Annotated in this window: 22 protein-coding genes and 1 rRNA gene; 15 read left to right on the top strand and 8 right to left on the bottom strand. The window is 40.0% G+C overall.

Features of this window, described 5'->3' with window-relative positions; translation table 11 throughout:
* Positions 1 to 12: 12 nt before the first annotated feature.
* Positions 13 to 1,290, bottom strand: coding sequence for a HAMP domain-containing sensor histidine kinase (locus tag FXN70_RS11065; protein WP_324647523.1), 1,278 nt, complete (start codon positions 1,288 to 1,290; stop codon positions 13 to 15).
* A gap of 643 nt (positions 1,291 to 1,933) precedes the next feature.
* Entirely contained in the window at positions 1,934 to 3,187 is a 1,254-nt protein-coding gene (gene coaBC, locus FXN70_RS11060) for a bifunctional phosphopantothenoylcysteine decarboxylase/phosphopantothenate--cysteine ligase CoaBC (RefSeq protein WP_324647522.1), read from the bottom strand.
* A gap of 103 nt (positions 3,188 to 3,290) precedes the next feature.
* Here coaBC and radC point away from each other — a divergent pair, with 103 nt between their 5' ends.
* Genes radC through FXN70_RS11045 form a run of 3 tightly spaced genes read left to right on the top strand, consistent with a single transcriptional unit; the run spans position 3,291 to position 5,586 of the window.
* A complete protein-coding gene (gene radC / locus FXN70_RS11055; protein WP_324647521.1) occupies positions 3,291 to 3,986 on the top strand; it encodes a RadC family protein in 696 nt (231 codons plus the stop codon).
* A gap of 22 nt (positions 3,987 to 4,008) precedes the next feature.
* Positions 4,009 to 4,920, top strand: a complete 912-nt coding sequence (locus tag FXN70_RS11050) for a bestrophin family protein (protein WP_324647520.1) — start codon at positions 4,009 to 4,011, stop codon at positions 4,918 to 4,920.
* 42 nt (positions 4,921 to 4,962) lie between these two features.
* A complete protein-coding gene (locus tag FXN70_RS11045; protein ID WP_324647519.1) occupies positions 4,963 to 5,586 on the top strand; it encodes a glutathione S-transferase in 624 nt (207 codons plus the stop codon).
* Positions 5,587 to 5,622: 36 nt separating this feature from the next.
* Here FXN70_RS11045 and FXN70_RS11040 read toward each other — a convergent pair whose 3' ends face one another.
* The gene (locus FXN70_RS11040; RefSeq protein WP_324647518.1) at positions 5,623 to 6,474 is read right to left on the bottom strand and encodes a PHP domain-containing protein; all 852 of its coding nucleotides are present in this window, start codon (positions 6,472 to 6,474) and stop codon (positions 5,623 to 5,625) included.
* Positions 6,475 to 6,518: 44 nt separating this feature from the next.
* On the opposite strand from FXN70_RS11040, the gene FXN70_RS11035 reads away from it, so the two are divergent.
* The 4 genes from FXN70_RS11035 (at position 6,519) to mnmC (ending at position 9,960) form a co-directional block, all read left to right on the top strand.
* Positions 6,519 to 7,133: a septation protein IspZ gene (locus FXN70_RS11035; protein ID WP_324647517.1), complete on the top strand. Its 615-nt coding sequence runs from the start codon at positions 6,519 to 6,521 to the stop codon at positions 7,131 to 7,133.
* Between the two features lie 17 nt (positions 7,134 to 7,150).
* Positions 7,151 to 7,453, top strand: a complete 303-nt coding sequence (locus FXN70_RS11030; RefSeq protein ID WP_324647516.1) for a YciI family protein — start codon at positions 7,151 to 7,153, stop codon at positions 7,451 to 7,453.
* Between the two features lie 4 nt (positions 7,454 to 7,457).
* A complete protein-coding gene (locus FXN70_RS11025) occupies positions 7,458 to 7,994 on the top strand; it encodes a hypothetical protein (RefSeq protein ID WP_324647515.1) in 537 nt (178 codons plus the stop codon).
* A 100-nt stretch (positions 7,995 to 8,094) separates the two neighbouring features.
* Positions 8,095 to 9,960, top strand: coding sequence for an FAD-dependent 5-carboxymethylaminomethyl-2-thiouridine(34) oxidoreductase MnmC (gene mnmC / locus FXN70_RS11020; protein WP_324647547.1), 1,866 nt, complete (start codon positions 8,095 to 8,097; stop codon positions 9,958 to 9,960).
* A gap of 59 nt (positions 9,961 to 10,019) precedes the next feature.
* On the opposite strand, the gene FXN70_RS11015 is transcribed toward mnmC, so the two are convergent.
* Positions 10,020 to 10,325: a rhodanese-like domain-containing protein gene (locus tag FXN70_RS11015; RefSeq protein WP_324647514.1), complete on the bottom strand. Its 306-nt coding sequence runs from the start codon at positions 10,323 to 10,325 to the stop codon at positions 10,020 to 10,022.
* A gap of 91 nt (positions 10,326 to 10,416) precedes the next feature.
* Between FXN70_RS11015 and FXN70_RS11010 the strand changes: the two genes are divergently transcribed.
* Complete coding sequence (locus tag FXN70_RS11010; protein WP_324647513.1) at positions 10,417 to 10,905, top strand: YajQ family cyclic di-GMP-binding protein; 489 nt, start codon at positions 10,417 to 10,419, stop codon at positions 10,903 to 10,905.
* A gap of 24 nt (positions 10,906 to 10,929) precedes the next feature.
* Positions 10,930 to 11,430, top strand: coding sequence for a DUF4442 domain-containing protein (locus tag FXN70_RS11005; protein ID WP_324647512.1), 501 nt, complete (start codon positions 10,930 to 10,932; stop codon positions 11,428 to 11,430).
* Positions 11,431 to 11,485: 55 nt separating this feature from the next.
* Here the strand turns inward: FXN70_RS11005 and FXN70_RS11000 are convergent, their stop codons facing one another.
* The 3 genes from FXN70_RS11000 to trxC all read right to left on the bottom strand — a co-directional run bounded on the left by FXN70_RS11000 (position 11,486) and on the right by trxC (position 12,931).
* Positions 11,486 to 11,965, bottom strand: a complete 480-nt coding sequence (locus tag FXN70_RS11000; protein WP_324647511.1) for a GAF domain-containing protein — start codon at positions 11,963 to 11,965, stop codon at positions 11,486 to 11,488.
* 128 nt (positions 11,966 to 12,093) lie between these two features.
* Positions 12,094 to 12,495, bottom strand: coding sequence for an acyl-CoA thioesterase (locus FXN70_RS10995; protein ID WP_324647510.1), 402 nt, complete (start codon positions 12,493 to 12,495; stop codon positions 12,094 to 12,096).
* A gap of 1 nt (position 12,496) precedes the next feature.
* Entirely contained in the window at positions 12,497 to 12,931 is a 435-nt protein-coding gene (trxC, locus tag FXN70_RS10990) for a thioredoxin TrxC (RefSeq protein WP_324647509.1), read from the bottom strand.
* A 210-nt stretch (positions 12,932 to 13,141) separates the two neighbouring features.
* Here trxC and FXN70_RS10985 point away from each other — a divergent pair, with 210 nt between their 5' ends.
* The 6 genes from FXN70_RS10985 to FXN70_RS10960 all read left to right on the top strand — a co-directional run bounded on the left by FXN70_RS10985 (position 13,142) and on the right by FXN70_RS10960 (position 20,447).
* Positions 13,142 to 13,477, top strand: a complete 336-nt coding sequence (locus FXN70_RS10985; RefSeq protein ID WP_324647508.1) for a TIGR01244 family sulfur transferase — start codon at positions 13,142 to 13,144, stop codon at positions 13,475 to 13,477.
* Positions 13,478 to 13,765: 288 nt separating this feature from the next.
* Positions 13,766 to 15,163, top strand: a complete 1,398-nt coding sequence (locus FXN70_RS10980; RefSeq protein WP_324647507.1) for a dihydrolipoyl dehydrogenase — start codon at positions 13,766 to 13,768, stop codon at positions 15,161 to 15,163.
* Positions 15,164 to 15,249: 86 nt separating this feature from the next.
* Complete coding sequence (locus FXN70_RS10975; RefSeq protein ID WP_324647506.1) at positions 15,250 to 16,305, top strand: 5'-methylthioadenosine/S-adenosylhomocysteine nucleosidase; 1,056 nt, start codon at positions 15,250 to 15,252, stop codon at positions 16,303 to 16,305.
* Between the two features lie 285 nt (positions 16,306 to 16,590).
* The gene (locus tag FXN70_RS10970; RefSeq protein WP_324647505.1) at positions 16,591 to 18,090 is read left to right on the top strand and encodes an MBOAT family O-acyltransferase; all 1,500 of its coding nucleotides are present in this window, start codon (positions 16,591 to 16,593) and stop codon (positions 18,088 to 18,090) included.
* Complete coding sequence (locus FXN70_RS10965) at positions 18,077 to 19,165, top strand: DUF459 domain-containing protein (protein WP_324647504.1); 1,089 nt, start codon at positions 18,077 to 18,079, stop codon at positions 19,163 to 19,165. Before FXN70_RS10970 ends, FXN70_RS10965 begins: the two co-directional genes overlap by 14 nt.
* Positions 19,166 to 19,178: 13 nt before the next feature.
* Positions 19,179 to 20,447 carry a GDSL-type esterase/lipase family protein gene (locus FXN70_RS10960; RefSeq protein WP_324647503.1) on the top strand — a complete coding sequence of 423 codons (1,269 nt, stop codon included), beginning with the start codon at positions 19,179 to 19,181 and terminating at the stop codon, positions 20,445 to 20,447.
* A 487-nt stretch (positions 20,448 to 20,934) separates the two neighbouring features.
* Here FXN70_RS10960 and rrf read toward each other — a convergent pair.
* A 5S ribosomal RNA gene (gene rrf / locus FXN70_RS10955) occupies positions 20,935 to 21,049 on the bottom strand.
* Positions 21,050 to 21,111 lie beyond the last annotated feature (62 nt).

The raw sequence follows: 21,111 nt of genomic DNA, 5'->3' as shown, positions 1-21,111 counted from the left end.
TAAAATGAATTTTTAGCAGTCGATATATTTTTTCTCTTGTGGTGAACTTTGTAAATGCACATGCGGATCATGTGCAAGCGGAATTTTCACCACAAAGGTCGTACCTTGACCCTCTTTAGAGCGAACCGATATTTCCCCCTGATTTAAATCGACAAAGCGCTTACACAATACTAAACCTAAACCCGTCCCTTTTTCTCCCGCAGTCCCTTTTAATGACAACTTCAACTTTGGTTCAAAAACTTTATCAAGCTGTGCCTGGGTCATACCTAAACCGGTATCTGCAATTGAAATTGCAACAAATCCAGCATCTAAACGTGCCGAAATACTGACTTTTCCTAAACCATCAACAGAAGTAAATTTTAATGCATTTGAGGTCAAATTTTGTAAGGTTGAAGTAAGCATATTCATATCAGCATGAACATAAATATCATCAGTAACATCTTCTATTAATTCAATATTTTTTTGTTTTGCTAAACTGGTCAATACATTTTTCACAATCTGTGTGACTTGTTTTAATTTAAAGTTAATCGGGTGATAAACAAAACGTCCCCCTTCTGCCATCGCCCAATTGAGTAAATTTTCTAATAAATGATAAGTGGATTTGGCAGTATCATTTAAATAGCCCGCCATATGCTCAACTTCAGTTGGGCTTAAAGTATAATGCTCTTCTGCCAAAACCTCAGAAAACCCAAGTAGACCATGAAACGGGGCACGTAAGTCATGTGCAATCACTTGAAAAAATTTAGTCCGACTATAATTTAATGCAGATAATTCTTCATAGGTTTCTTGTAGCTCCTGAAAATCAAATTGCAGCTCAATATAACCCAACATACCCGTAAGTAGCTCAGCAACTAACGCAATATCTTCGAGGGAAAATGGCGTTTCAACCTCATCAAAGAAGAAAACTTGACCAATTTTTTGCTGATTTACAACCAGAAAAAATACCACTGCACGACCATGCTTACAACCTAATTGCGTTAATGCAGCAGAAAGATGCGGATACTCTGTATGTGTATGAGTAATGTAAGTCGCAGCTTCGGAATCAAATAAAAATTGGCGCTGAACAGATGCTGGAATAACACAAGGTTGAAATTGTTCTTGTTCGGCAAACCATGCATAAGGTTCATGAAAAAATGTCCAAATAGACTGCTTTGCCGTTAACATTCTACGTGCAAACTTTAAACAATTGCTAATTTGATTACGTTGACCTTTGACACCCAAAATTAAGGAGAGCTTACACTCACTTAATCGCTCTGTCTGATTAAAATCCAATCGCTGTAATCTTTTCATACCCGCCTCACGATTCATCATATTTGCGTTACGTTACGGACTGAAAACATTTTTACACTACCTACTATAACAAATAACAATATATTAAAAAAAAAGCAACTGAATATTTCTTATACAATAAAATAACTATTCTATTTCTTTATTAAAAATACAATAGCAACTTGAAAGGTATAAAATTTATCCAAAAATTTCATGTACTTCTCCACATTTTGTCATAAATTAGATATCGATTTAACACAAACCACCCAAGTACTCACTGTACTTAGCCTAGTGGCATTTTTTTACGATCGGTATAAAACAAGACGTAGAGATAGCTTAAATAAACTACAAATATACAAAAAATAACACTCCAATATTCTAGCATGATTTCCACTCATACTTGCGCAGTGTGTAAAATGCAAAAACAACCACTTAATTTTAGTTTTGCTTATAGAATGGCCTTATGTAAGCTTTAGCGTACAAAAATCGAGGATATTGTCGGCTAGGCGACAACACGCTATTTTTATATGATGTATTTAAAGGAACAGGAAGTCCCTTAGATATAAAAAAGCAAGATGCAATTCGGAAATAGGACATTTCCACTCGGTGAAGAATTCAAAAAACCCTTAACAGGACGTTAAGGGTTTTTTGTTATGTAACGAATTTAATGTGCTGTCATTGCATCAGCAATCGCTTCGACCAATTGCTCTGCAATCTCTTGTTTAGATGCTTTAGCCAAGTCACGTTTTTCCATCTGGTAATTTTCAGCAAAAAATACTGTCATGGCATTTTGGTCAGAGGCAAAGCCAATATCGCTACGAGATACATCATTACATGCAATCATATCTAGTTTTTTAGCCACCAATTTTCCTGCGGCATAACTTTCTACATTTTGAGTTTCAGCAGCAAACCCAACCATAAATGGCCGTTTGCTTTGCTTGGCAATAGTTGCAACAATATCTGGATTTTTAATCAGTTCAACTTGTAACTCATCGCCTGCCTTTTTAATTTTATGTTCGGCAACTTGCGCCACGCGATAATCGGCAACTGCTGCGGTTGCAATAAAAATATCGCAGCCCTGCTCAAGCTGCACCAAACTATGCTCTAACATTTGCATGGCAGAACTGACATTTTCACGCTGCACACCATTTGGCGTATCTAAACTGACTGGCCCTGCAATTAAAGTAACTTTCGCACCTGCAGCATAACAAGCACTCGCTAAAGCAAAGCCCATTTTACCGGTACTATGGTTAGAAATATAACGTACGGGGTCGATGGCTTCTCGGGTTGGGCCTGCTGTAATGACCACGCGTTTACCTGCAAGCAAACCAAATTTTTCAGCCAATGCACGCTGTACTTGATGAAAATACAAACTGACTTGCTTAGCCAATACTTCAGGTTCAGGCATCCGTCCTAAGCCCACATCACCACAAGCTTGCTCGCCAGATGCTGGCATAATCACATGTACGCCATCCTCCACTAAAATTTTTAAATTGCGCTGTGTCGCTTTTGCCGCCCACATTTGTTGATTCATGGCAGGTGCAACCCAAACAGGGGCTTTAGTGGCTAAAAATAAAGTGCTAAGTAAATCATCGGCAAGGCCATGGGCAAATTTTGCCAAAGTATCACAGCTTGCAGGTGCAACCAAAACTAGGTCTGCCCAACGTGCTAACTCAATATGCCCCATGCCTGCTTCAGCCTCAGGGTCAAGTAATGCCGTATGAACAGGATTGCCTGAAAGTGCCTGAAATGTGAGTGGTGTAATAAAGGCTTGTGCGCCTGTCGTCATCACTACACGGACATTAAAACCATAATCTTTTAAACGGCGAACTAAAATGGCAGATTTATATGCGGCAATGCCGCCTGTTACCGCAACAATAATATTTTTAGTTGAAAACACACTTACATCAAAGCTCACAGATGGCTACCTTTGTGTTACAGTGAGGCTCACAATAGCATTAAATTATATAATCCCCAAGCGGGATAAAATAAAAACAACTTTAGAAAGAATGAATTAGCCCATGCAGCAAGCAATTAAATTTTGGCCTGAGCAAGAGCGGCCGCGCGAGCGTTTATTAACACAAGGTGCAACAAGTTTGTCCGATGCCGAACTGCTCGCGATTTTTCTACGTTCAGGTTCACAACAACACTCTGCCGTTGAATTAGCACGACTTTTAATTCAACATTTTCAAGGACTCAACCCTGTTTTTGATGCATCATTTGAAGATGTTTCAAGCTTCCATGGCATTGGCCCAAATAAATATGCACAGCTTATGGCGGTAAAAGAGCTTGGACGGCGCTATATTCAACAACAATATATCAATACACCCGAATCGTTCGGACATTCAGAAGCCGTTCTGAATTACTTGCGCCTTGAACTTTTAGGCGAAAAACAAGAAGTCTTTGCGGTATTATGCCTAGATAATGACTTACAAAAATTGCACTTTAAAAAATTGTTCTACGGTTCTATCCAACACTGTAACGTGTCAATCAATCAACTCATGCGCTATGCTATTGCTCAACATGCGAGTCATATAGTAATTGCACACAATCACCCTTTTGGACAAGCAATACCATCGAACGCCGATATTGAGCTGACGCAACAAATCCAACACGCCTGCCAATTACTTGAAATCAGGCTGCTCGATCATTGCATTATTGCCCCAACAGGTTCATGCTCTTTAGCAGAATTGGGGCATCTGCCTGTTTTAAAATAATTAGTTTTAATGGTTTTTACGCATGATCATTCGGGATAAAAGCAACGTCTTTCAATTATTATTTGCATGGAAAGGCACAGTTTTGCCCAAAGTACTGCCTTCACTTGCCGTACTCACACTGATTTCGTCTATGATTGCTGTACTCACCTATCATAATTTAGTGCATGTTCCGCCTGTGCCCATAATTGGTTTTACCATCTTTGGGGTTATTTTATCAATTTTTCTTGGTTTTCGGAATAACGCATCTTATGACCGCTGGTGGGAAGGCCGCAAACTTTGGGGCTCACTAATTGCCACCGCGCGACATCTTGATCGAGATACCCGCTTACTCAGTGACATACGGCGCGAACGTGTGATTCATCAGGTCATTATTTTTGCAAATATGCTCCGAGATCGCTTACGCCACCAAACTGCACACCCCGAGCAATTTTTAGAAACGGCTCAACTTGATGCGGCCTCGATTGATACATTAAACCAGCACTTAAATGCAGCTCAATATACGCTTAGACAAATCCAAATAGAGCTGATGCAAGCATTCCAAGAGCATGAAATTAGCGATATTTTATATACTCAATTGAATCGACATGTTATTGAAATGGGATTGGTACAAGCAGGTTGTGATCGGATTGCGAGCACACCGCTACCTTTTGCTTATTCTGTTTTACTTAACCGCACCGTCTATTGCTTCTGTTTTATTTTACCCTTTGGCCTTGGTTCAATTTTGGGCTTATGGACACCGATTTTAGTTGGCTTAGTCGCTTATTTATTTTTAGGGCTCGATACTTTAAGTGCTGAATTAGAAGAACCTTTTGGCACACAAGACAATGATTTACCTCTCGACTCTATTGTACGACTTATTGAACGAGAATTACTCGATGGATTAGGACGCGCCACGCCTGAACCAATTCAAGTAGAAGCATATAAATTGCTATAAGCATGAACATTATCACAACAACAATGAGGCAAAGGAAAAAACATGCTCAAAATTTTAGGTCGCACCGACTCAATTAACGTTCGCAAATTATTATGGCTTTGCGATGAACTCAATCTTCAATATGAACGTGAAGATTGGGGACGTGGTTTTCGCTCACCAACAGAAGCCGAATTTATCACAATGAATCCAAATGCCACCATTCCAATTTTAATCGATGGTGAATTTACGCTTTGGCAATCCAATTCAATCATTCGTTATTTAGCCAATGCTTATCATGGCGAGTCGCTTTATCCAACCAATGCCAAACAACGTGCACTCATCGACCAATGGATTGATTGGCAAGGCATAGAGCTCAATAACAGTTGGTCATATGCACTCATGCATATCATTCGTAAATCCCCTAAACATCAAGATTTAAACCAAGTCAACGCCAGTATTGCCTCTTGGAATGAAATGATGCAAATCTTAGATCGGCAACTCGCAAAAACGCAGGCTTATATGGTAGGCGAAGACTTTTCACTGGCAGATATTGTGATTGGACTTTCAGTACAGCGTTGGTATTTAACGCCATTTGAGAAACCCGATTGTCCACATGTTCAGCGTTATTATGATTTACTCAGCCAACGCCCTGCTTATTTAAAATGGGGCAACAATGGGCAGAATTAAATAGCTTCTCAATTTACGCTCTCAAAAGAGAAACAATCAAATAAAACGTTCCCAAATCCCACATTGCCCAGCTTGCGGCTGTGGGGTTTTACCAAGTTTTAACCACGGCATATGTTCGCCATGAAAATCACTGCCAATCGAAACAGCTAAATGATGTTCTTCAATCATGCGATTGACCATTTGTCGTGTTGCAGGTGGGTCATTTTCGGGAGCAAGCTCTACAGCATCACCACCAAGTTGTGCAAAAAGTTCAATTAAATAACGAATATTCGTCGCAGATAAATCATAACGGGTGGGATGTGCTAGTACCGCAAAACCTTGCGCTTGATGAATAACATGAATGGTGTCAGCCAAAGACAAGCCATCAAATGCCACATAAGCGGGTTTACCTTCTTTTAAGAATCGGTCAAAGGCTTGCTGTAACCGTGTCACCACATTACGCGCTTGTAAAGCTTGCGCAATATGACTGCGTGTCACGCGATCTAAATGTCCATCCACTAAAGCCAAAGCATCAGGTAAAAAATCATGTTTTAAAATTTTAGCGAGCTTTTCACAAATCAAAACCGCACGTTCGGCGCGAATCTGTTTTTGTTGTTCTAAAGCTAAAAGTAAAGGTTCAGGTTGCTGCATATTCAGTGCAACAATATGCACACCATAACTTTTTTTAGTATTTGGCCGTGACCATTGGCTTGAAATTTCAACGCCAGAAATGATTTTAATATCACAATCTTGTGCGGTTTGACGTGCTAACTCAAGCCCTTGCATCGAGTCATGATCGGTAAGTGCCAAAGTATGCACACCCACAGCCTTTGCAGCCAACACTAACGCTTGTGGTGACAAATGACCATCAGAAATATTGCTATGCGTATGTAAATCTATGCCCTGCATCTTTATACTATGTGATTCGCCAAAACTGGATTCGATACTCTAACATGAAAGCGCTTTTAGACTTTGTGCCGCTGATCATTTTCTTTTATTTATATAAAACAGTTGATCCAACCAATAATCATCACCCATTACTGACCTTAATTGGCTCGGCAGGTGGTGTAGATAACAATAATATCTTAGCAGCAACCACAGGTCTGATTATTTCAATGTTAGTGGTTTACGGCGCATTGTTCGTTTTCCAAAAATTCCGCTTAGACAAACAGCAGTGGATTGTGCTGTTTATGACGGTAATTTTTGGTGGAATTACCCTGATGCTCAGCGATGATTTTTATATTCGCCTAAAAGCAGCACTTTTAAATTTAGTCTTTGCAGGTGCATTTGCACTATCACCTTTTGTAACCAAAGACCGTAGCCCCCTCATTAAGCGTATGTTTGGCCCTGTTTTAGAGCTAAGTGCATCAGGTTGGAAAAAACTGAATTATGCATGGGCAGGCATGTTTGTGGTGATGTCAGGTTTACATGTGTTTTTTGCCTTCTTATTTGCACATGGTAAATATTGGGGTGAATTCACTGCATTTGGTGATATGCTCGTCATGTTTTCTTTTATCATTATCCAGTTTGTGATATTGCGTAAACATTTTAAAACAACAGACGAATAATTCGGCGAGAACGCATCATGGCTTTATTTATCATTCACTGTACCGACAAAGAAGGTACGTTAGCACAGCGCCTAGCGGTGCGCTCAGAACATTTAGCACGCTTAGAGCTTTTAAATGCAGAAGGTCGTGTGATTGTTGCAGGACCAATGCCAAAAGAACCCGGCCATATCGAAGCGGGCTTTTATGGCAGCGTGATGATTGTTGATTTTGAAAGCCGTGAAGCGCTTGACCTATGGCTTGCAGATGAACCCTATTTAAAAGCTGGGGTTTATAGCCATGTTGATGTTAAACCATTTATTCAAGTTTTCCCTAAAGGATAAAATCATGCGTGTTGTTGCTTCATGTTTCTTAAGCTTAAGCCTGTTGTGTATGGCTGCACATGCCGAAGAAACGCCAACTCCAACTCCAACAACAACCGCTCAGCCGCAGGTACAAACCGCGACGCCAACACCGGTGCAGCCTAAGGTGACAAAACCTGCTCAGCCGCAGCAAACCACAGTAAAACCAACAGCACATGCGCTTGTAGTGAAGCCTATTATCACTTCAGGGGCTGCACCATTGGTTGAAATGACTGCCGCACAGATTGCACAAAAAAAAGCCGATGAAGATTTAAAAATCAAAGCATTGGTAAAAGATCAAACCAACCGTTTGCAACAACTTGAAAAAGCCAATTTGGACGCTTTAGCACAAAACCAAGCATTACAACTTAAAAATGACAATTTAGGCGTGCAAGTCCAAGTTTTACAAAGTGAAAGTAGTGCACAATTATTTATGTACGGCGCAGCAACGCTTGGCGTTGGCGTATTAATTGGTTTTATGCTCGCAGGTTATATTTATACCAAACGCCGCAGACAATGGTAATTTCACCATAACCATCTTCAAAGATGGTTATTTTTCATCATGAGCATGTATCTCTCACAGTGTTATACATGTCTTCCTTTCTGTTTTCTCGCAATAGGACCTGTGCGTGTTTAGCTCAATTCAAACCGCCGAATTAGACTGGCAATCTATTGATGGGATTGAAATCCCAATTTCTACACAATTTGGTGATGTCTATTTTTCTAAAGACAATGGCTTACTTGAAACACGGCATGTTTTTTTAAACGGTAACGACTTATCCGAACGTTTGAGCAACCTTAAGCCCTTTGAATATTTTTGCGTGGGTGAAACAGGATTTGGCACAGGCTTAAATATTTTGGCCCTATGGCAACTATGGCAGCAGGTACGACCTGACAACCAAAGTCACTTACATGTCATCAGCGTTGAGAAATACCCATTAAAGAAAGCTGATTTGATTCGTGCCTTAGCAACATGGCCTGAATTATCTGAATTTTCAGAGCAACTGATTCAACAATACCCCCTCGCCATTCCAGGCTGCCATCGCTTAAATTTTGATAAAGCACGTTTTAGCCTCGACTTATGGCTAGGTGATGCCACCGATATTTTTCCCATCATTCAAAAAACCCATTGCGTAAATGCGTGGTTTTTAGATGGCTTTGCACCTTCGTGTAATCCTGAGCTGTGGCAACAACAGGTACTTGACCATATTGTGCGGTTATCCGACCACGGCACAACCTTTGCATCCTTTAGTGTAGCAGGTGTGTTAAAACGTGGCTTACAACAACACGGCATTCAAATTAGTCGTCCACGTGGTTTTAAACATAAGCGTGAAATGCTCAAAGCGATTTGGCTCAAAGAGGATTCAAGCACTCATGCTTCTTTGCCTCGGCAACAAAAAATCGCCATTATTGGTGCAGGTATTGCAGGATTATCGACCGCGTGGGCGTTTGCCAAACGTGGGCATGCGGTGACTATTTTTGAAGAAAAAGGCATTATTTCAGGGGGGTCAGGCAATCCTTTAGCCTTGCTTAACCCTAAACTCAGCCCAATTGCCCAAAGCCACGAACACCTCATGACGGCGTGTTGGCAATATGCCGTGCGTCACTATGCACAATTTAAGGCTTTTCGTGCATTAAGCGTAGAGCAATTCGACCTAAAACAGACAGGTGAATTACAACAACTGATTACTCAGTATCCCGCGCCAATTTTAAGCGCCGTAACCGACAACAATGCAAGTCCTATTCCCTCTCAACCCCTAAATTTGAGCTTGAATTTGGCAGGTGCAGTCATACCGAAAACGTTAAGTGAAGAAATCTTAGCGCATCCGAATATTCAATGGACAAAAGCCAAAATTACACAATTGAGTGAAGTTAATCAGCAGGTTCAAGTATATGACGAAAATTCAGTCTGTTTGATGCAGGCTGACCATGTCGTGGTCTGTGCCGCAAAAGACAGTGCAGCACTGTTCCAAACCTATCCACACTTAAAACCAATTCGTGGTCAAGTCAGTTGGATGAATACTCCAGAGGCTTTACACGCCAATCGCGCTTATAGTTATGGGGGGTATTGTGCCCAGCTTGATGATACACAGCTCATTTTAGGGGCATCTTTTCATCCTAATCGAGAAGATTGTGATGTCACTACGGCAGATCACCAACATAATTTAGATTTACTCAGCCAAATTGCACCTGAATTTGCAGCAAGCTTACCAAGTATTGATTTATGGCAAGGCCGCGCTTCTATTCGTGCACAAAGTGCCGATTATTTCCCATTATTGGGGCAGCTAGAACCTAATTGTCGTATTTTTAGTTTTGCAGGTTTAGGCTCTAAAGGATATTTATTTGCGCCGCTATGTGGTGAAGTATTGGTAGCACAGGTGCTAAGCCAAGCCTGTCCAATACCGAACAGCTTATTTGAGAAGTTGCAACCGCAACGTTTGATAAAGAAAGTAAAAGCTAAAAAGCCTTATTATTCTAAGTCGACTTAAACGACTGAACATATAACGCTGACACACCATTCAACAATGATATGTCAGCGTAAGCATGCTTATTCGATTGGTAAGCCCGCAACTTTTGCAGCACGTGTGCCACCCATCAATACAACGTATTCACGCGATTGATCAAATTCTTCTAACTTTTCAGCTGCACGTGGGGCTTTACTACCACCACCACATAAAATATAAATCGGTTGACCCGCGTCCACTTGAGCTAATGTCTCTAATTCCAGCACACTAATCGGTTGATTAACTGCGCCTTTTAAATGACCTTCTGCATAGGCACTTGGGTCACGGACATCCCAGATTACTGCATTTTCTGGGAACTCAAATGTTGTAATTTCTTGTTTACGGATCATTGTGCACTCCTTTTCTATAAACAACACTTGGCAAATGGTGAAAACCCTCTTAGCATCTCAAATATTTCATCCATTTGCAAAGGTCTATACTATGCCATCGTTCGATATTGTATCTGAATTAGAGTTATTTGAAGTGAATCATGCGGTTCAAAACACGCAAAAAGAGATTGCAACCCGTTTTGACTTTCGTGGTCAAGACGTAACAATCGAAATTAATGAAAAAGCCAAAGAAATTAAGATCAGCACTGAAAGCGATTTCCAATGTGAACAAGTCTATAGTATGTTAGAAAATCATTTTTATAAACGTAAAATTGACGTTCAAGCATTAGACCCACAAAAAGCAACTGCTTCGGGAAAAAATGTGGTACAAATCATCAAGCTCAAAGATGGTTTAGATTCCGATACGGCAAAGAAAATTAACAAAGCCATTAAAGAAAGCGGCATTAAAGCGCAATCTTCAATTCAGGGCGATAAAATTCGTGTGACCGATAAAAAGCGTGACACGTTACAGCAAATCATGAATTTCTTACGTGAACAGCAGTTTGGTGTACCTTTGCAATTTAATAATTTTAAAGATTAATTGTATCGGCTTTAAGGATATGAGATGACACAAAGTAACCGCTTATCAAAACTGGTAAAAACCACAGCGAAACTGCCTAAAGGCTTAAGAAGTACGCTGTGGAGCAAAGCATTTGGTCGTATTGTTCCGATGGTGGGAACAGCAAAAATTCGTTATTTAGAAGTCGATGCTAACCATGTGACGGTGCGAATTGAAAACCAACGGAATATGCAAAATCATATTCATGGGATCCATGCTGCTGCGATGGCTTTACTAGCAGAAACTGCTACAGGTTTTGTGACAGGTTTACATGTGCCAGACCATCGAATTTTATTGATTAAGTCCTTACATGTAGATTATTTAAGAGTAGCAAAAGGTGGCTTAACCGCGACCGCTACGCTTTCGCAGCACCAACAGCAATTTATTGCAGAACAGGAAAAAGGCGAACTGCTCATCCCTGTTAGTGTGGTCGATGATGCAGGCAATCAACCGATTCAATGCCAAATGCTTTGGGCCTGGTTACCGAAGTCTCAGTCAAAACCTTAAAGTATAAAAAAAGATAGCCCAAATATAAATTTGGGCTATCTTTTAAATATCTGACTTAAAATAATTTTTCAATCATGTTAATTAATTGCTGTAAATATTGGGCATCTACCGCATCAAACGTACTCAGTTGATCGCTATCAATATCTAAAACTGCCACAACTTTGCCTTGCACAGAAATCGGCAACACAATTTCAGACTTAGACGCCGAACTACATGCAATATGTCCTGCAAATTGCTCAACATCGGGCACAAGCATAATGGCTTGTTGTTGCCATGCAGCCCCACACACGCCTTTACCAAAACCAATTCGCGTACATGCAAGTGGCCCTTGAAATGGCCCTAAGACCAATTCATTTTCTTTCACCAAATAAAAACCAACCCACAACCAATCAAATTGCTGTTTTAATGCAGCACAAATATTGGCTAGATTGGCAATTAAATCAGATTCATCTGCAATAATTGACTGAATTTGCGGCAGTAGACTTTGATATTGCTCAATTTTATTTCCTTGCTGAATCTGTAACTCTTCGGCCATTTTTAGCTCCTGCATCACTATAAATTGGTATACATAACAAATTAAACTAACCGATAAATAACACAATTTCATCGTGACTAAATAAAAAATCCTGATTATTATCAGGATTTTGATTGGCTATACAAAAACTACATGTGTTTAAGTTCTTCAGGAATCTGACGTTTATTCCCCTCTCGGTCTACAGCCACAAAGGTAAACACCCCTGCGGTAACACGCTTGGCAAGACGAGAATCATCATGGCTGTCCCATACCTCAATTTGCATTTGAATGGATGTATTGCCCACCTTCAAAATTTTAGTATAGCAACTGATCACATCCCCCACTTTAACAGGGACTAAAAAAGCCATTTGATTAATCGCAATGGTTGCACAGCGCCCTTTGCTAAAACGTTCGGCATGAATGGCACCAGCCAAATCCATTTGTGAAACAATCCAGCCCCCAAAGACATCACCACTCCAATTGGTATCGGCAGGCATTGCAATCGTTTGTAAGGATAAAGTTCCTTCTGGTTTTAAGTCGATCTCTGACACATTATTGTCCTATTTTACTACGTTGCTGTTCGAGCCATTGTTTCAGCTCAGGTGTTCTTAATGCACCACTGATCCGTGCAATTTCAGTGGTTTTATCCATGAGTACCAAAGTTGGAATACTACGCACATGAAATGCTTGGCTTAACCGTGGATTTTTTTCAGTATCAATTTTAGCAAAAATCACATCGGGATAGGCTTTTGCAACTTCGGCAAAATGCGGTGCCATCATTTTGCATGGCCCACACCAATCTGCCCATAAATCAATAAAAATGGGCAAATCGCTATGCTGAATAAACGTTCCAAAGTTTTGTTCATTCAGCTCAATTGGTGCATACGGGGTTAAGCTGGCCTGGCATTGACCACACTGTGGCTTTTCGGCAATTTTTTCATCAGCCACACGGTTTTTTGCTAAACATGCTGGACAAATCACAATCATTTTGGCTTCACCTTAATTTAGAAATTTCTTATTGGAATAGTTTATGCTTAAAATAGCTCGTCGCACATCGTCAGAATAAGTCTTTTTTCAGGATAAAAATCTGTTGAGACACACATAAACATTCCAAAATTTAGTTGTATCACTCGGTTAAAATCAATAAGCTAAATACGAATATCTTTGCATCTAACCAACTTTTTTATGGAGCAAAAAATGAGTGAGCAAGTCGGCTTTGCAGGACAAATTTTTCCTGAACAACTCAGCCAAGTCGTGGAAAAAGGCTTTAAATCTGTCATTAATAATCGCCCTGACTTAGAAGGTGGTGCCGAACAACCCACAAGCGCTCAAATTGAAGATGCTGCACGTCAAGCTGGTTTAGACTATGTGCACCAACCTGTAGTGGGTGGACAAATTACCGAGCTTGATGTACGTACTTTTGCCAATCATTTTAATGAGTTACCTAAGCCCATTTTAATGTTCTGCCGCACAGGTAATCGTTCCAATAATTTGTACCAACTTGCTAAACAAATGGACTTATTAGACGACTAAACCATTTAAAGATTCTATCTTAACGGTAGAATCTTTTTTTTACACAATAAAACGCTTATGCACCGTATGATGTTATCTATATTTCAATTACGGTCACAGCTTATGTTCAAAATGTTAATGACGCTCAGTTTAATCAGCTTTATGGCGTTCTCTACGGCATGTAGTTCGTTGTCGCTTAAGCCCACCGCAAGCGTGATGGTGGGCGGTGCCATTTAACGATGTGACGCTTCATTGAGGTCAATGCTATTTCCCGTAATAATAAACCTTACATTAAAGAGAATAAAAATAATGCAATATGATCTCATTATTATTGGTGCAGGCACTGCAGGAATAAGTGCCTACAAAGAAGCCATCAAATACACTCAAAATATTTTAATCATCAATCAAGGGCCTTGGGATACGACCTGTGCCAGAGTTGGCTGTATGCCAAGCAAAGCCTTAATTTCAGCTGCACATCAGTTATATGATGCCGAACACCTTGCAATTTTTGGTATGAAAGCGACATTAACGGTAGATCGCTCACAGGTGATGTCACATGTGCAACAACTCCGCAACCGCTTTAGTAGCGCAACCCTGAAAGACGTGGCACAGTGGCCATCACAGCATAAAATCAGTGGTCAAGCCCAATTTATCAATTCCAATACCATTGCAGTAAACGGACAGCATTATCAAGCAAAACGCTTCATTTTAGCAGTCGGCTCAACACCCAATCTAAACCCCGATTGGCACGTAGCCATTGGTGATAAACAGTTAAGTTCAGATAATATTTTTGAATTAACACAACTTCCTGAATCGATTGCAGTTGTGGGTAGTGGTGTGATTGCAATTGAATTGGCACAAGCCTTACACCGTTTAGGGGTGAAAACGACAATTTTTGCCCGTAGCAAAAAGGTGGGGAATTTGTCGAGTCCTACGCTACAACAGCTGATGCAGCAGCATTTTGAACAAGAATTAAATATTTTATTTGAAACCTTGCCCAATCAAGTCTCTCGCCACAATCATCAAGTCAAAATCGATTATCAACATCTTGGGGAAAACCACAGTATTGTGGTGGATTATCTTCTCAATGCCACTGGTCGCAATTCACTATTACCGACTTTGGCACTTGAAAACATCGATCCGACATTCAAGAATCTTAAAAATTTACCTATCCATAAACAGACCAAACAACTTGCAGATTATCCTATTTTTATTGCAGGCGATGCCTTTAGCCAAAAGCCGTTACAACATGAAGCTGCTAATGATGGGCGACTTGCTGTGCAAAATTGCTTGAATCCACAAAATAATGACACTCCATCTCGCCCCACGTTGGGCATTGTTTTTTCATCGCCACAAATGGCAACCGTTGGTATGACTCAGGCAGATTTAATCCAACAAGAAATAGCATTTGTTACAGGACATGTGTCTTTTGAGCGCCAAGGACGCGCCCTCGTTTTGGGCAAAAATGTGGGTGCAGTTGAGATTTATGTAAAATGTTCCACACGTCAAGTAATTGGTGCAGAACTGTTTGTTGAAGCCGCCGAACATTTGGCACATTTGCTCAATTGGATGATTGACGAAGGCTGTACCGTTGATACCCTCTTAGCCAAAAGCTTTTATCACCCAACACTTGAAGAAGGGCTAAGGAGTGCTTTGAAAGATGCAAAAACAAAACTAGATCAAGCAATTATTTTGAATCCTAAATAAATTAATGTTAGAAAATTGGAATATTTTTTGCATTTTAATTGATATTATTCAGGTCTTCACTTTCACGTTCTTTTCAAAGGTGTGCTATGCGTTTATTAAAACTATCTTTACTCCTTGGCGCTGTCGGTCTAACTGCGGGGTTAATTGGCTGTGCAACGACAACAACGTTACAAAAATCAGCCGTTCCTACACCTAAGCCAGTACAAGAGGTTTTAACTGATACTACGCCTCGTTTAGCCATTATTGCGGCATTCGGACAAGAAGCAGACTTATTAATTCAATCTACTCAAGACAAACACGAATATATGATCAATGGTCGTAAATTCGTAACAGGAACACTTGAAAACACCCCTGTTGTGATTACGTTAAGTGGTATTAGCATGACCAATGCTGCGATGACTACACAAATGATCTCTGATCACTTTAAACTTAAAGGCATTGTATTTAGTGGCATTGCAGGTAGCTTAAACCCAAATTACCACGTGGGCGATGTCGTTATTGCCAAAAGTTGGATTGCACCAAACGAAGTGTATTTCAATAATAACAGCACACTACCGAATGCGTGTGGTAAAGCAGGCGATATTTCATGCCTCGGTATTAAACTTGCAGACAACGTGCCTGCATGGAAAAATCAATTCTTACGTGAAACCAACGTAATGAATGCCAACAACTACAAAAATGTGGCGTTAACCAGCCGTTTTGGTGACACTGATGTGCCGATGGCATATGGTGAAATGCGTGTTGATTTCCCTGTAGACAACAAAATGTTGAATGTGGTGAATAAAGTTCAAGCCAACACGCAAACTCAACTAGAAGCAATTTGCACAGGCAGCAACTGCTACAAGCCTAAAATTGTGGTCGGTAACCGTGGTGTTTCAGGCGGTGCTTTCTTAGCCAATGCAGAGTATCGCGATTATCTAAATAAAAACCTAAAAGGTGATTGTGTCGATATGGAAACCGCAGCCGTAGCACAAGTGGCCTATTCCAATAATATTCCATTTATCGCATTCCGCAGTTTATCTGACCTTGCAGGTGCAGATCACGATCCAAACGTTGCAGCATTCTTTGGTTCAGGTATTGCACAGCGCAATGCCGCTAAATTAACAATGGCATTTATTAAAGAGTGGAATGCCGAGCAGTAATTGTGACCAGATCACCTTGATAACTTCAAGGTGATCTACGCCTTCAAATCGATTACAGGCATTTAAAGCGCATCTTGTCCAAAATCACGCCAAGAGAATTCGCAAAAAATCATTCGCTTTTTAGTCCGCTAAACACCGCATGACCGTGGATTAAAACCTTAGCGAACACGCCATATTTTAAAAAAGGTCAACTTGAATCATAAAAAAGAAAAAAGTCATAAAAATGATTGTAAAAAAAACCTTTTTCTTTAGAATTCAGCCAACAATTTATATCATAAAGAAAAAATGTTTTCCTTTCTGTCTGTCGAGTTTAGCCTGCTGTTTATTGTATTTTTAATATTGTATTGGGGCTGCCGCGCCAAACCACAATGGCAAAATATTTTACTCATTTTTTTTAGCTATGGCGTGATTTATGCCATGTCAAATTTGCTTGCTGTAAGCATTTTATTTGGCTTTAGTGTGCTGATTTATCTATTGTCTTTAGCAATCGAAAAATGGCAGATACAGAAAAAAATATTTTTACTTTTGGGGGTTGTCACAACCCTCTTACAACTCAGCTTATTTAAATATTACGACTTTTTCAAACCTGAAATTACCCAAGCATTAAATTTCCTCCATCTAGACAGCAGTGGACTGGCTGCAAACTTAGTCTTGCCAATTGGACTGTCTTATTATTCATTTCAGGCAATTAGCTATTTGGTCAGCCGTTATCGCAACAGTACAGAAGTGCCCCGCTTTAATTTTGCAGATTTACTGATGCACTTTTCATTTTTCGCGACCATTACCGCAGGCCCAATTGCGCGTGCTGAATCTGCCAAAGGTTTAACTGACATTCAAAATCAAGCCTGTGGAATGAGCGAACAAATTCGGCAAACACAACCACGGCAAATTCTTTATCCAAGCTTGGCATTATTTTTGTTGTCACTGGCATTGCTTAAAAAATGGTGGATTGCAGGTTGGTTAGCTGACAACTGGGTCAATCCTGTTTTTGCAAATCCAATGCAATATCATAGCCTTGAAATTTTAACAGCTATTTATGGTTATACCTTACAGCTATTTTTAGACTTTTCAGGCTATAGTGAAATGATGATTGCTTTTGGCTTGCTGCTTGGTTTTCGCTTGCCTGTCAATTTCAAAGCACCATTACTGGCTCATAATATTCGTGATTTTTGGGATAAGTGGCATATCAGCTTATCAACTTGGATTCGTGACTATATCTATATTCCACTGGGTGGGAGTCGTGGAAGTTTTGGACGCACTCAATTTAACTTAGTTGCAGCAATGGTGTTGTCAGGCGTTTGGCATGGCTCAGGTTGGAACTTCTTTTTATGGGGACTGCTACATGGTTTAGCATTGGTAAGCTTAAATATTAGCGACAAACTTTATGCCAAAATATTTAAAGTCAGTGCCAAAGAGTCACGTAATGCTCTGTATAACTCAGGTATTTGGGGGCGCATACTCGGCGTTTTTGTGACCATCAATTTTGTCTGCTTCTGCTTTGTATTCTTTAGAGCCAAAAGCTTAGATGAAGCACTTAACGTATTTAAAGCCTTATTTCATAACACCATCAATATACAGTGGAACAACAATCCCTTATATGCCTTAAGCTTATTTGCTGTAGCATGGATTCTTTATCCCTTTATTCGCAAAAGCTGTCAAAACTTACCGCTTTATTTTGCCAAATTGCCCAAATATACCTTGGCTATCCCTCTCTTTGCCTTCTTTATGCTGATTGTCATTTGCGCACCATCAGGTATTCCAGGATTCATCTATGCCAACTTCTAATTCACCTGAAATCCTTGACCTGCAAGATTACGAAAATCAGCCACCCCTCTCGGCACAGACCAAGGCAGATCCGCATATTGCAAATTTAATGTTTACTCTTGGTTTGTTATGTAGCTTTGCCCTGCTTGGTATTTGGATCATGCAGAATTCAGTCAATGCCTATTTTCAACAAACTTATCATCAACAAAGCCCGTTAAGCTATTTCGAGCGTTATGCTTACTGGCAAGAAGGCGGTAAAATTGGCGATGCTTTATATGCCAAATATAATGCAGCCAAGGACCAAATAGATGGATTCAATAGCAGCATGGTTGAAACATTCAATCACGACTATGCCTACACCCCCGAATATAAACATTATTTAGCCCAAAAAGCCGCACAAGAAAAAATTCAGTTAGCAAAAGAAGCTGCCGCACGTGCCCATCAAGCCTTAGTCAATCAATTTAGCCTAACCAAAACTGATCAAGTATTTTTTGCGGGCGATTCAATGATGCAAGGCGTGGCACCCTATGTACAAAAGTTCTTGCAAGAAAACTATGAAATTAATACCGTTAACCTTAGCAAACAAAGTACGGGCTTAAGTTATCCAAAGTTTTTTGATTGGCCAACCACCATTAAAAATACGCTTAAAACCAATCCCAATATTAAGATTTTGGTGGTGTTTTTAGGGCCAAATGACCCTTGGGATATGCCAAACCCGAATGGTGGAAAATACTTACAATTTAAATCGCCAGAATGGGAACAAGAATATCGTGCGCGAATTTCAGGCATTATTCAAAATGCAGCACAACATCACGTTAGTGTCATGTGGGTTGCCCCACCCAATATGCGTAAACCATTGCTGAATGAACAAATGATCTATCTCAATCAAATCATTACAGATCAAGTTAAAAAAGACAAAGGTTATGCCATTGATGCACGAGAAATTCTTGAAACAACCAACAATATCTATAATGACTATTTAAGCAAAGATGGCAATACTATCAAAATGCGCAGCGCAGATGGCACTCACTTTTCACCTGAAGGTCAAAAACGGATCGCACAAGTCATTGAAAGCCACTTAAATATCATCAATTAGGTAAAGAACAGCCATGCCCCTTAAATCGCTCTATTCTGCCCTTCCACTCAGTTTGATGCTACTGGCAAGCACGCAGCACAGCAGTGCCTCCGACCTAATTAATTTTGATGATCCTAATACCGCAAAATTACAGCAAGCATTTCAGCAGCAACAGGTCAATGTGGTGCAATTTGGCGATTCACACACCGCTGCCGATGTATTTACCAATGTGCTGCGGGTCAAACTACAATCGGTACTCGGCAATGGTGGTATGGGTTGGGGCATGCCGATGTATTTTTCAGGGCAACGCCTAAGCCTATATGGCTATGACAATGTCGGTTGGACGCCTATTAGTAGCCGCACGCAATCCAATGGAAACTATGGCTTAGGTGGTTTAATTGCTGTACCACAATACGATGGTGCAAGCTTAACCATCAAAGCCAAACAAAATGAACAACGGCAAAAATTTATTGTGAGTCTGCGTCAAGCACCTCAAGATGGAAAATTTATTGGAACTGATGCCGATGGTCAAAGTTTTCAAATCGAGGCTCCCATCAAAAATAATAGCTGGCAAACCACAAGTTTTAACGCAAAACTCCCCTTTACCATTAAAGCTGAAAATGCCAACAACTCTGCTATTGGTGGATGGTGGGCACAAAATAACAATAAACAAGGCGCGATTGTATCGGCTTTAGGAATTAATGGTGCAGAATTATCGTATTGGAACCGTTGGAACAATAGTTGGAAAACGGAACTTGGTACAATTGCACCTAATTTAATTATATTGGCTTATGGCACCAATGAAGCTTATAACGATAATTTAGATATCGAACATGCCAAGAGTCTCTTGGTCGAGAAAATTGCTGAAATTCGTCGTGCTAGCCCAAATAGTGCAATTTTACTGATCTCAGCACCTGAAAGCCTGAAAAAAACCTCAGGTGAATGTGGTATCCGTCCAATTAAGTTAAATGCGATGCAAGCTATGCAAAAACAAGTTGCACAAAGTAGCCATACTTTATTTTGGGATTGGCAACAAGCAATGGGTGGCACTTGTTCGATGAAAGCATGGATTCAACGTGGTGAAGGTCGTAGCGATGGTGTGCATTTCACTGCTTCGGGCTATCAAAAACTTGGCGATCAACTTGCCAACGATCTACTTGAATTGACAGGTCATAGTTCGAATCCGATGACAACATCACCTCACCGAGTAGTTAATGCCAACCAACTTGATATAGTGACACAGCAAAAAATTGGTTCTGCTAAGATTTGCTTAGAAGACAACCATAGCTGTAAAAGTATTTAGTACAATACTGTGCCATAAAAAACCGAGCAAAGCTCGGTTTTTTATTGAAAATTTTTTAATGTTATTACAAACAGATATCATTCAAGAGATGATCCGACAACGAAGTACAGCACTTTTGAGCATCGTTGAAAACGATACCACATTGATGCATATTTGAAAAAGAAAAACATCACACTCAAAGCACTAAATAACTCGATCAATCAGCTGTAATATTATATATACATGATTAACTTGTAACAGACCTGCTATCTATAAACTAGAAATGTAATTGATCAAAGACAAACCTGTTGCTGAAGTAATTTAACTTTATAACAATTGCCAGATTGCATATCTCCGTACACTTTCACTATTATTTTCCTGACTGATATTTAAATTGCATATTTTTATAGCATAAGCCTGCTGTTTTAGCATTAATTGTTTATTTTCATTCTATTTTTTTAGCATAAAAAAACACCCCCAACTGTTGTTGAGGGTGTTTCGAATAATGAGCTGGCGATGACTTACTCTCACATGGGTAACCCCACACTACCATCAGCGCTAAGAGGTTTCACTTCTGAGTTCGGGAAGGGATCAGGTGGTTCACTCTTGCTATTGTCGCCAGCACAACTTGTATGCTTACTCGTTTGGTCTTATTTGAATGCCGAACTTTCGTCAAATGAGTTTA

This window comes from Acinetobacter sp. MD2, from assembly GCF_035615575.1.
Classification (GTDB): domain Bacteria; phylum Pseudomonadota; class Gammaproteobacteria; order Pseudomonadales; family Moraxellaceae; genus Acinetobacter.
This window is presented reverse-complemented; position numbering and strand designations above follow the sequence as displayed.